This window comes from bacterium, from assembly GCA_037143175.1.
In the GTDB taxonomy this organism is placed as follows: domain Bacteria; phylum Verrucomicrobiota; class Kiritimatiellia; order CAIKKV01; family CAITUY01; genus JAABPW01.
This window is the reverse complement of record JBAWZF010000002.1, coordinates 1-12,139: the sequence shown is the minus strand read 5'-3', so window position 1 is coordinate 12,139 and position 12,139 is coordinate 1. Positions and strand designations below refer to the sequence as shown.

11 protein-coding genes are annotated in these 12,139 nt (G+C 49.6%); 9 read left to right on the top strand and 2 right to left on the bottom strand.

The window, feature by feature from the left end:
- The first annotated feature begins 380 nt into the window (after nucleotides 1–380).
- The 9 genes from WCI03_01075 to WCI03_01035 all read left to right on the top strand — a co-directional run bounded on the left by WCI03_01075 (nucleotide 381) and on the right by WCI03_01035 (nucleotide 10,756).
- Nucleotides 381–1,532 carry a hypothetical protein gene (locus tag WCI03_01075; GenBank protein ID MEI8138439.1) on the top strand — a complete coding sequence of 384 codons (1,152 nt, stop codon included), beginning with the start codon at nucleotides 381–383 and terminating at the stop codon, nucleotides 1,530–1,532.
- A 44-nt stretch (nucleotides 1,533–1,576) separates the two neighbouring features.
- Nucleotides 1,577–2,545, top strand: coding sequence for a glycosyltransferase family 2 protein (locus WCI03_01070; protein MEI8138438.1), 969 nt, complete (start codon nucleotides 1,577–1,579; stop codon nucleotides 2,543–2,545).
- Between the two features lie 32 nt (nucleotides 2,546–2,577).
- Nucleotides 2,578–3,603, top strand: coding sequence for a polysaccharide deacetylase family protein (locus tag WCI03_01065; GenBank protein MEI8138437.1), 1,026 nt, complete (start codon nucleotides 2,578–2,580; stop codon nucleotides 3,601–3,603).
- Nucleotides 3,600–4,955, top strand: coding sequence for a glycosyltransferase (locus WCI03_01060; protein MEI8138436.1), 1,356 nt, complete (start codon nucleotides 3,600–3,602; stop codon nucleotides 4,953–4,955). Before WCI03_01065 ends, WCI03_01060 begins: the two co-directional genes overlap by 4 nt.
- 28 nt (nucleotides 4,956–4,983) lie before the next feature.
- Entirely contained in the window at nucleotides 4,984–6,177 is a 1,194-nt protein-coding gene (locus WCI03_01055) for a hypothetical protein (protein ID MEI8138435.1), read from the top strand.
- Between the two features lie 35 nt (nucleotides 6,178–6,212).
- Nucleotides 6,213–6,896: a methyltransferase gene (locus WCI03_01050; protein ID MEI8138434.1), complete on the top strand. Its 684-nt coding sequence runs from the start codon at nucleotides 6,213–6,215 to the stop codon at nucleotides 6,894–6,896.
- Between the two features lie 78 nt (nucleotides 6,897–6,974).
- Nucleotides 6,975–8,039: a glycosyltransferase gene (locus WCI03_01045; GenBank protein MEI8138433.1), complete on the top strand. Its 1,065-nt coding sequence runs from the start codon at nucleotides 6,975–6,977 to the stop codon at nucleotides 8,037–8,039.
- 210 nt (nucleotides 8,040–8,249) lie between these two features.
- The gene (locus WCI03_01040) at nucleotides 8,250–9,572 is read left to right on the top strand and encodes a glycosyltransferase family 4 protein (GenBank protein MEI8138432.1); all 1,323 of its coding nucleotides are present in this window, start codon (nucleotides 8,250–8,252) and stop codon (nucleotides 9,570–9,572) included.
- Complete coding sequence (locus tag WCI03_01035) at nucleotides 9,569–10,756, top strand: glycosyltransferase family 4 protein (protein ID MEI8138431.1); 1,188 nt, start codon at nucleotides 9,569–9,571, stop codon at nucleotides 10,754–10,756. Before WCI03_01040 ends, WCI03_01035 begins: the two co-directional genes overlap by 4 nt.
- Nucleotides 10,757–10,801: 45 nt before the next feature.
- Here WCI03_01035 and WCI03_01030 read toward each other — a convergent pair whose 3' ends face one another.
- Entirely contained in the window at nucleotides 10,802–11,689 is an 888-nt protein-coding gene (locus WCI03_01030; protein MEI8138430.1) for a hypothetical protein, read from the bottom strand.
- 195 nt (nucleotides 11,690–11,884) lie between these two features.
- A partial coding sequence (locus WCI03_01025) for a hypothetical protein (protein ID MEI8138429.1) occupies nucleotides 11,885–12,139 on the bottom strand: 255 nt, incomplete at its 5' end.

Genomic DNA, 12,139 nt, shown 5'->3' with positions numbered 1-12,139 from the left:
GCAAAGAAATAATTTCGGTATCGACTCTAGTGGCCGGTTGTCTTCTCTTCGTGGCACTTTGGATGGTCTATCCAAAAGAGATCGATCGGTGCGACGCGCATGAGTACGCGAGACGCGCACACATGGCGGTTCAAGGCGACTGTTTCGGGGGGAGAACAGCGCACCCATTTGACTAGAGAATGGGAGTGTATCTTCCAGTGTCAGTTATTTATCGCCTTTTTGGAGTGTCCGCTACAACCACCACTGTTTGGCCTTTGCTATCAGCGCTCTTGATTATCGTTATGGTCTGGGTTGCGCTTCTGATGCAACCATTAAGCGCCAAGGTGTATGGGATCGTGCTATCTGTCACCTGCATCGCTCTATTCCGGCAGTCGTGTGATTTGTACCCCGACATCATTGCTGCTGCGTTCATAGCACTCTCTTCGCTGGCGCTCTATTTCCGGAGGTGGGCATCGGCGGAGCGGGGGAGATGGGTTGTCCCTATAGGGGCCGTTGCCGCTTTACTGGTCGCTTTTGCCGCAAAGGAGACGGCGTATTGGGTATTGCCGGTGTGGGCGATGACTCTTGTGTGGGATCTCAAGCAGGGACATCATATTATACTACGGCGGTTTTACCTGCCAGCCATTTGTTCGATCATATTGCTTGGGGCGCTTTATCTATTATTAATGCAGTTGGAGTTCGGGGACTGTCTAGCCAGGTTTAAGGGTGTTCAGGAACTGAGCGGAAAACACCTATGGTCTTGGCATGACCGCAATATATTTTTTCGAATCACGGTGGCCCCTGTGATTTTTTTATTAAGAGAATACGGAATAATCCTAATCATGGTGTTTCTCGACTTTGTGGTCTATCCTGGGAAAATGAGGTTCTGGAAACTTTACACGGTTACATTACTGTTATTATTCTGGTTTGGAACATCCAGTTTTACTCAGTACGAGCCGTTACCACTCGAAGAAAGGATGAGTCTTCCTCTATTGCCAGGGTTCGTAATACTTGCGAGTCACTTTGGGTCACGCCTATTTGCTCTTGGTGAGGAGCGTGCAGCATTTCGGCCTTGGCCAGTTTTTTTTCTTATTGCGTTTCTCGTTGCGTACCCATGTGCTAGGTTTCATGTTGGTGCGCAGAAGTGGCAGTTCAGGGAGATCTCCGGAGCCATGACCATAGTCAAAGAGAAAATGCAAACAAACGCTGGTTTCAGATACTTATTATTGACATCAGATAAGCGCAGTCCAGAGATCTTGCCTTTCTTTTTCAGTTACAACTATCCTTCCAACCTCGTGGTATGTTCATTTGAGAAGGGACGAATCCTGGTGGAAACAGGGGACTACGACTATCTATTTCTGTATGTTGACGGGCCGCTTTCCAGCATGTGGAAAGTCGCTTATGGTATCGCAAACTACGATGAGGCATTCAGGGCACTAGGATTGGAAATGATCTACGAATGCAATGAAGTGCGTTTGTTTACTGGACAAATTGATGGTCTCTTGAGGAAGAGCCTGATGGGAATTCCGATCGCCAAGCGGGATGTCAAATAACGGATGGGCGCAGCTGGAAGACCAGAGACGGCGAATTACACGTAATGAAAACAGCTATTGCATTTTTCGTTTACAGGCGACCCGATTACACACGACGGGTCTGGGAAGAAATCTGCAAAGCCAAACCGCCTGTATTGTTGATTGTGGCCGACGGGCCTCGTGATGAGCAAGACCGGGTAAAGTGTGATGCGACGCGGGCTATCGTGGATCTGGTGGATTGGCCTTGCGATGTCCGACGAAACTATTCTCTAGTCAACATGGGGTGTCGTGACCGGATGGCCTCCGGCCTGGATTGGGTCTTTGAGGAGGTTGAGGAGGCTATTATCCTTGAAGATGATTGCCTGCCGGATCAAAGTTTCTTCACCTTTTGTGATGTCATGCTTGATCGCTACAGATTAGACACAAGGGTAATGCACATTGGTGGGAATAACGTTGGAGATAAAAAGAATCTCAATTCATCTGGCTATTATTTTTCCATGTTGGTGGATGTTTGGGGGTGGGCAACTTGGCGACGTGCATGGCATTATTACGATCTGAAAGTAAGTGCTTGGCCACAGGCCAGGGAGGCGGGACTCTTGGAATCTGTATGTGGAAGTCGTGGAGAACGTGCATTTTGGGGGGAGGCGTTTGATCGGCAATATCGTGGTGCCAGTAAAACTTGGGATTCTTCCTGGGTGTTTACTATATGGGTACAGCATGGAGTCGCTATTGTGCCAGGTGTTAACCTTGTGTCAAACATTGGGGTGGGCGCGGATTCCACCCATCGGCAAGACGATAAATGGTATATGAATATGCCGACGGAGTCCCTCGTTAGGATTGAGCACCTCGAAATCATGATGATCAATACGGCGGCTGATCGCTGGACTTACGGGCAGATGTATAAGCCCACTTTGTGGACGCGGATTCAAGAAACAGTTCTTAATCCCTGGGCCTATGGAGCCTTTATTCGGAAAATGCCTGTTGTGGGTGTCTGGTGGGCGAGATGGCGGACCTGGCGGAAGAGTGCGTTGTGAGAGTAGTCAGCGTGGAGAAGGGGGGGGGTACAATGAGAGGCATATGGCGTGCAAAACGACTGTTTAACCGCATGATGCCCCGAGGCGCAATTTTGTTGTATCACCGTGTTGCCGATGAACCCTTGGATCCACAACTGCTTTGTGTAAGCCCAGTGCATTTTGATGAACACCTTCAGGTGTTGCGAAAAATTTTCCGGCCGATGAGTCTGGCATCACTGGCGTCACAGTATAGGTTTGGTCTGATGCCGGATCGCGCGGTGGCAGTGACGTTCGATGATGGATATGCCGACAACCTGATCGGAGCCAAGCCGATCCTTGAACGAAATGACATTCCTGCCACAGTTTTTGTGGCGAGCGGTCTTGTTGGGCAATCGGCTGAGTTTTGGTGGGATGAACTGGATCGACTGCTGCTGACCGAAAGCTCCTTGCCGGGTGAATTAAACATCAGTATCAATGGCGCTGTTTGGCAATGGTCCCTAGGAGACATTGCCTGCTATGATTCAGGGACTGCTCGGAAATATTCCGGATGGACAGTGTTGAGCCATGAGACGCCAACCATGCGACATGAGATTTACCGTTTCCTTTGCAAGGCATTGAAAGGTATGACCTGTGAACAGCAACAGCACGTTCTGGATACATTACAAAAATGGGCTGGCGTGGGATCGGTAGGACGTTCTGCCCGTCGTGTTATGACGCCGAATGAAGTGATGAGATTGGGCCAGGGCGGGATCGTTGAAGTGGGCGCTCATACAGCGAACCACCCTATGTTGTCGGCCCTTCCTGTGGATGCCCAGAAGTCGGAAATTATTCAGGGTAAGCAGATGCTGGAGGCGTGGTTGGGGCGGGATGTAAATCTTTTCGCCTATCCCTATGGGGATAAACCCGCCTACACCCGTGAAACGGTGAGGATTGTTCATGAGGCTGGTTTTAACTGTTCCTGCTCGAACTACGACGGTCATTTATACCCGTGGACCAATCGCTACCAGTTGCCGCGGTTTGTGGTGAGAAATTGGGGAGGCGAGGAGTTTGAGCGGAGATTACTTGAATATTTTGGATGAAAACGAGGCCACTCAAAATTCTTCAGGTTAGCAAGGTCGATATTTCCGGCGGTGCGGAACGTGTGGCGTGGGATTTGTTCCAGCGGTTCAGAGAACGGCAACAGGAGTCGTGGCTGGCAGTCTCCAGGAAAGTTTCTGACGACAATAAAGTTTTTGAAATACCGGCTTCTGAACAGTTGAATCGGTGGGTGCATTTTTGGAATAGCGTTCAAAATCGAATGGTTGAGCTGAGTCCCAGGATTCACAGGATGGGGCTCTGGCGTGGTAGTCGCCTGATACCCTGGCTGGCGAACCCTCGGAAATCATGGGAACGCTTTCGCGGTATTGAGGACTTTCGGCATGCTGGATTCTGTCACCTGTTAAAGCGGTTGCCTGCAAAACCGGATATCATCCACTGCCACAATCTGCATGGTGGATATTTTGATTTGCGCGTACTTCCGTCTTTGAGTAGGCAAACACCGGTCATGCTGACTTTACATGATGCGTGGTTGCTGAGCGGGCATTGTGCGCACTCTTTTGCGTGTGAGAGGTGGAAGATGGGATGCGGTCACTGTCCCGATCTCACTATTTATCCCGAGATTGCGAGGGATGCCACCGCTCATAATTGGCGGCGTAAGCAGAAACTCTATCAGGGGTGTCGGCTTTATGTGGCAACACCGTCAAAATGGCTGATGGATAAAGTTAAGCAATCCATGTTGATGCCTGGGATCGCAGAATATCGAGTCATTCCAAACGGGGTTGATCTTGCAATCTTCAATCCCCAAGATAGAGGTTGTGCACGTGAGTTGCTTGGTATTCCTCCTCATTCTCGCGTGCTCCTCTTTGCGGCAAACAGCATCCGGAATAATCCTTGGAAAGATTATCAGATGATGCGGGAGGTTTTGGGACAGGTTGATATAAGTATGAAAGGACAGGAGCTTCTTTTGATTGCACTGGGAGAGGATGCTCCGTCTGAAAAAATTGGTCGGGCTACAATTCGCTTTGTGCCTTACCAGCGGGACACGAGACTTGTTTCCCGTTACTATCAGGCGGCAGACGTTTATGTTCATGCCGCAAAAGCGGATACATTCCCCTTAACCGTTATCGAGGCGCTTGCCTGCGGAACTCCTGTTGTTGCCACCGCTGTTGGGGGTATTCCAGAACAGATTGACGAGGGTGAAACGGGGTATTTAGCGGTGCCAGGGGATTCCCGTATGATGGCTGCACGAATAGTGGAGATCCTTCACAGTGATGCGCTGCGAGCGAAACTGGGACGAAAAGCTGTAGAACGTGCACGACAGAGTTTTGATTTAAATCGGCAGGCCAATGACTACCTGACATGGTATCATAAAATTCTCAGTCAAAAATACTGAAACTGGTTTTATGGGGAGGAATTCGGGCGTGAAACAGTATCGTTTATCTATATGCATTCTGGTGGTCTCCCTTATTGCGGTGATACTAATAGGCGTGATTCTGGTGAATCGAGGGATAAGTGGATTTAATCTCAATATTTACAACTATTTCGCATCTTTTTATTACCATGGTCAAAATCCATATAACGTACCTGATGTGGTAACCAAGGACATCAATGAAACATTTAGGGCTACAGTTTATTTGGATTATACAGGATTTCAACAGGCGATATACAATCTTTGTTTTGCTGTTCAATGGAGTATTTGGTGGAAGCTCAACGGGTTTTTACTCTATTCATTGGGACTCATTACGGCCACAATGTTATCTTTGTATACACTTCAACGTCGGGCTTTGATATCGACAAACGAGTATGTTTGGGTTTCGGTTCTGATTTTTGCTCCTTACACTTGGTATGTCCTTTTCATTCGTTCATTCGAAGACAAGATAATTTTCATGCTACTGCCGCCGTTCATTCTTTTGGCAAGAGCAATGTCTTGCAGATTTGTTGCATGGTCCCTGGGTGTATTAACAGGTCTGGTAGGTGTTCCTGGTATAATACTACCGGTGCTAGTCATTGATGCCTTGCAGTCGGGAGGAGAGAAGAGTTCCAATAATTTTCGCCGAGCGATCGTTGTGATTTCATTTTTCGGTTTCGGATTGATGCTTGCCATGATTCCTTATTTTCCTGATGCGTTAATTGGTTGGACGAGGAGGGCTGCCCTTGAAAATGGAGTTCCCCGTTGGTTTTCTGTGTGGCAGTTAATTGGAGGTGCGTATTCCCCCGGACTGAATAAGTTGATCATTGGTGGTCTATCTCTCTGGGTCTATGTTTTGAGTTGGCGCAGGAAGTTGAGTTTTGCGGCGGCAGTGGTAGTGCTGTTGTCCTTCCCGTTCTTTTTTTCTATTTCCATGGAAAGTCATCGACTCGTGCCGGTGCTCGTTATGTTGCCCCTTGCTTTTGAAACGGCGCGGGTTCGGGGCTGGTATTCTGCCGGGTGCTTTTGTTTTTTGCTTCTGTTTCTCATTGTGGACGTCAGGGATGACATGCTCTACAAATACCCGGCAACGCATGTGAAGTTAAAAACCGCGTTTTTGTGTGCTCCTGCAATAATGGGGTATGGACTGTTGTTCATGGAATACGTGGTTGGTGGCCGCAGGGATGTGAAGAGTTCAAGCGGTTGATAGATGCTTGATTGAAGGTATGCCAAATGTCAAATATGAGACACATTATACAAAGAATCACGCGGAAATTAAGATTAAAGAGGTATTCGATAGGTCTGCTTTCTGTCAAACCCGTTAGCGACGTGTTTGGTTTCGATAGGGGTACGCCTATTGATAGATTATATATTGAAAACTTTTTGGCTAAAAATAGAAAATGTATTCAAGGAAAAGTTCTTGAAGTAGCTGAGGCAACTTATACAGCGAAATTTGGAGACGACGTAAGCGTCAGTCAAATATTGAATTTTGATGAACCGAACAGTGATACAACGCTTAAAGGCGATTTGACTGACCCCCAGGGGCTGCCTTCATCCGTTTATGATTGCTTTATTTGCACGCAAACACTCAATTTTATTTATGACGTAAAATCTGCGATTATAGGATGCCGTAAACTTCTTGCGGATGGGGGTGTGTTTTTAGGAACGGTTGCAGGTTTGTCGCAAATATCAAGGTATGACATGGATCGATGGGGTGACTATTGGCGTTTTACCGATTTGTCCATCCGAAAGATGTTTGAAGAAGTATTCGGAGAAGGGCATGTGGAAGTGCAGATATATGGTAATGCCTTGGCTGCAAGTGCATTTATACAAGGATTAGCGGTTGAAGATATCCCTAAGGCCTCGAAACTTATGCAAGTGGACAAAAATTATCAAATCATCATTGGGATAAGAGCTGTCAAATGATGAAAATGCATGTCCTAGCCGTTAACCAATTAAAATGAACCGAATACCCAATGAAACCGCCTTCCAGGTATGATTTCTATGGCCTCTAGTTCTATACCCCTCGTCTCCATTTGTCTACCCAATCTGAATACCCGCCCTTTTTTGGAGGCACGGATGGCCTCGATTTTCGACCAGACCCTGCGGGACTGGGAACTGGTTGTATGTGATAGTTATTCGAGTGATGGGGCATGGGAATATTTTCAACAATTTCGTAATGATCCACGCGTGCAGCTGTCCCAGATTCCGCGGGAAGGTGTGTATGCAGGATGGAATGAGTGTTTGAAGCGCGCGCAAGGGCAGTATGTGTATGTTGCGACAAGCGATGATACTGCAAATCCGGATCTGTTGGAACGAATGGTCGGGGTGTTGGAAAAGCATCCCGATGTGGATCTGGTGGTTTGTAAGTTTGTGTTCATTGATCAAGCCGGGCTGGAAATGTCGCCCCCGCCATTTCCGCAAGTGGGCGCCTTTTATGATCCATGGCGGGATAAGGTGCATCGCCGCAATGGTTTGCTCGAGTTTCTGGTGCATGTGGGGTTGGACTGCCCTTCATGGACCTCAATTACCTCGGTGGTGATCCGGCGGCGTCTGATTGATAAAATTGGTTTTTTTCGGGCGGATTGCGGGACGTGCGCGGACCGATTGTGGGCGATGAAGGCTTGTTTGGTGACTGATACGCTTTCCATCCCTGACTGTTTGGCCACCTGGCGCCAGCACTCCATGCAGGCGTCGCGGCTTCGCCCATCCATCATGGATGTGAGGCGCAATTGGATGCTTTCTGCGGAAACATTGGCGGCCTGCGAGGACCGGTTACCAAATGAGTGGAAGAGGGATGTCCGGTGGCGTGAGAGAATCCTGAGGAATGTTAGGGGACAGTATTATAAACGCATCGGGTTAGATCGCTCAACGTTCCTAACCAAACCGTGGGCGTTCCTGCAGGGGTTGGCTTATGCGAGTCTCCACGAGCCAGGATATTTGAGGCGGAGGATTGCGACGGGACTGACCTGGAATCAGGATGATTTTGGCAATGAAGAGCATTATGTGAGGCAACTCATCCAAGATTGGCACGTTCCCTGGCCACCGGAGCCTTTAGTGGCGTGTTGAAAAACACTTGCGGGCATTCTTTCTTCAATGTGGGAGGGGCAGTCCCTGCCGCGACAGGCCCATATGAGCGCCTATAATGAACTATCGCCGCACGGAGTGCGCCTCCCACATTTGAGACATTTTTTTTCGACAGGCTGCTAGCAGAGAGTTGTTGAGTTGTCATTTTGATAAGTTGTTGTGTAATAATGCTCCGAGCTTTCATAATCTCCAATGAAACGAATGCAACCAATTCCCCAATTCCCCAAAATCGCCTTCATTATGCCTTCACTGGTGGACATGCTGCCCAGCGGGGTGACGACATTTGTGCGTCAAATGGCTGATGGGTTCTGTGAGTATGGGGATAGTTTCAGGGTAGTAGAGATTCCTCATGGGAATTATGAGCCAGAAGTGAGCGGAGCACAATGTAGGGCCGGTGTCCTCACCGGCATGGTCGGGAAGAGCGCGGCTGAGGACAGCCGCTACTACAAGAATCGAGAAGATAGTGAGAGCGGAGCACATGTAGGGCCGGTGACCCCACCGGCAACGGACGAAAGAGCGCCGCTGGGGACAGCGGCTACTACAGTTCATATAAAGCCTGTATCTCTATCTCTTTTTTGGGGTTACTTAAAACTCCTTTGGATAGACATCCGGCGGGTATGGGCGGTTCGCGGGCAATGCCGGCATCGTTTTATCCTTACCAATCAATTTGGATGCGAGACGCTTCCCGTTGCTCTCCGGTTGGTTTTTCCTCTTGCCCGAATTGTGGCAATCAGCCATACGCATCCTGGGAATGGGGCTGAGGCGAATCACTGGGTACGGCGTTGGGTCGAGCGGGCCTGCTATTGGAGCCTTAACGACATTCTCTACAATTCCGGATCTTCCCGGCGTGAATGGGCTGGCAAGTTGGGTCTTCCCTCGTCCAAGGGACGTGTTATACATCTTGGCACCGAACCTCCTGATTTGTCCATTCCTGATGATTATCCTTCCCGGCAGGAAGGGATTGTTGATTTCCTGTGTGTGGCCCGATTTGTGAGCTGGAAAGGGCAGGGGAGTCTTATTCGGGTATGGCGGGAGGTTATCAAGCGGGGTGAAAGATGCGCCCGACTGGTATTGATCGGTGATGGGCAATGTCTTGATGCGGTCCGACGGGATGCAGAGGAGGCTGGCCTCGGGTCCTGTGTGGTGTTCATGGGCGGGCGGCCCAATGCGGATCGATATTTCAATGCTGCTAATGTGGCAGTCCTATTGTCGTCAGAGCCTGAGGCCTTTGGGCTGACACTGCTTGAGGCCATGAGTCGTGAAAAACCGGTTTTGGCGAGCCGTATGGGGGGGATTCCTGAGATTGTTGTACATGAAGAGACGGGACTGCTGGTTAGTCCGAATGATTATGAAAAGGTGGCTGATGGCGTCTGTTATTTGACGTCCTCAGTAGTTGAACGACAGCGATTGGGTAAGAATGGGCGGCAACGATGGGAAGACTGCTTTACGGTTGAGCGGATGATTCGCAGATATGAGTCCTATTTCATGGATTTGGATATGAAGGGTAAACGATGAAAATAGGTTTCTTTACATCAATTGAAGGTTGGGGAGGGTCGGAGACATATCTGCTATCCCTGATGATAGGGATTCGGGATGCAGGACATGTGCCGGTGTTGTTTGGGGTTAAAGGTACTCGTCTATGGCGGGAAGCACACGACGCATGCATTGAGGGTATTTCCTGGAGAAACTGCAGTCCGTTGGCGGATTTATCGACAGGAGAACCTCCTTGTTTTGCGGATAGTGACAACAGGAAAACTGATAGGCTTTGCAAAATAATACGACGGCTAGTCCCTGATTGGGCCAAATTGTTAGCAGGTAATGTCGGGGAGGTGATGTATTTGAGGCGATTGTTTCGACAGTTTCCCGTTGATGTAATGCATATCAACTTGAATGGTTATGAAGTTGCCGGATTGGCGTGTCGCTTGAATGGTATTCCTTCTGTCGGCTGGCATTGCATAATGCCGTGTCGTGATCCAACACCCTTGAGACGCTGGCTGAATCGATGGACATGCTGGAGTTATACCATAATGGGGGGGATGTCTCAGGCATGCATTGATGCCTGGCGTGGGTTGAGTGGTTTGCCGTCTCGTCGATGTAGGATGGTGTGGAATGGAATCGACCTGTTAAAATACCAGACCGACAATCGTTCTGTGCGTTGTATTACTGAGCCGTTTTGTGTCTTGGCGGTTGGTAGATTGCACCCAATGAAGGGTTTCGATGTTCTAATCCAAGCGTTCGGCTTGTTGAATGACCAGCGGGTCAGATTGATCATTGCCGGGGATGGTTCAGATGAGAAAATGCTGAAGTCTCTTGCGTTTGAACAGGAATGTTCGTCATCGATTAGTTTTGTCGGGCACCGGGAGGATATGGAAACTCTGTACAAACAGGCTCATTGTTTGGTGTTGCCGTCTGTAAGTCATGAGAGTTTTGGCTTTGTATTGGCTGAGGCGATGGCGTTTGGATTGCCGCTTATAACGTCAGATTTTGGTCCCTTACCCGAGATCAATATTGATGGTGAAACTGGATTAGTGGTTCCGTCTGGAGATTCCCGGGCTTTAGCGTTGGCGATTCAACATCTTGTAGATCATCCTGAAGACTGCGCGCGGTTCGGTATTAACGGAATAAAACGTGCAAACGAGTGTTTCTCGAGAGAACGTATGATCGCAGCGATGGTGGATATTTATCAAGACCTGGCATAGAACTTCGTTGCTCATCTTCTCTTTTATAAGTTTCTTTATTTCCCATTAAGAGTGAAGTTTTATGCCCAGCATCACTGCGCCAGCCATCAAAATGCCAGCTAGGCCCAGCAGCCAAGGGCGGTATATCAGACCCAATGGGCCACAATAGAGCCAACTCAGGCACTCGCCCCAAATTAGTTGGCGATTCCGGGGAGTGGCGAAGGCCTCGCGCCAGGGAATGTCGGGAGTGGTGAGGATGGTGAGAGGTGAGATGTGAGACGTAAGATGTAAGGAGTGAGATGCGTGACGGGAGATGGAGAACGGGGGATCAGAATTTTTAACAGAAGGACACAAAGCACACAAAGAAGATGTTTCTTCCCCGCCTCCGGCGGAAACCAATTCTCTTCCCTTTGCGGTCTTCGCGGGCTTCTGTTCAAAACTCTTCTCTTTTCCCGTCTGGCAGAATGCCGGAAGGACGCCGGAGAGCAGCCAGCGGACGCGCGGGGCGTGGTAGTTGGAGGTGATGACCGTGATGGTGAGATGTTCCTCCTTCGCCAAGGCTACGGCGGACAAGGAGACGCGAGTCCCCGTGACTTTCGACTTTGGACTTTCGACTCTGGACTCTTCTTGTGGCTGCGGCTCACGCGAGGTTCGCCCTCCAAGTGCTTCGCACCTGTCTGCTGTTTGTAACTCGCGCGCGAGATACAAACAACTGGCCCAAGTGGTGCGGCAGTCGTCGGTGAGGACCTTGGGATGGGTGGGGAGGGTGGAGGCGATGGACCTGACGCGATCAGCGAGGTTGCTGTACTCTCCTCGATACTCCACCCCGGTGAGATAGATGATGGCTGGTGGTGGGCGGGATGTAAGGAGTTCACAGGCTAAGGCCGTTCGCTCCGGTGTGTGAGGTCCACCTGCGAAAACGATCATGATTGTGGTTGTTAAGTTGGTGAGCATGGGGAGCCGCCGCCTGCGGCGGCAGTTATCTGTTATTAGTTATTGTGGTGAGGATAGCATAGCGGGCGGAGTGGGGGGAAGGGGGTAAAGCAGGGAGTAGCGTGGAGCGCCGAGTGCCGAGTAGGATGAAGAGAGGAAGACTTCACCACCCGCCTGCAACGCTGTAGCACTGCGGGCAGGCTGATCTTCACTGATTCACGCTAATCCGGGAAAGATTTTGAACAGAAGCCCACAAAGCTCGCGAAGAAAACAATAAATGTTTTGCGATTTGTGCCGGCGCAAAGCCCTGCCCGCAATGCTTCGCCCGCCTGCATCGCTACGCGAAGCGTTGCGGGCAGGCATAGCGTTGCAGGCGGGTCGCGCCAACAAAAATCGCAAAACGGTTTTTCCCAGGAAATTGAAGACAATGTAGATGTGCGGAGCACAGGTGCTGTCTCTCAGGTGGCAGCC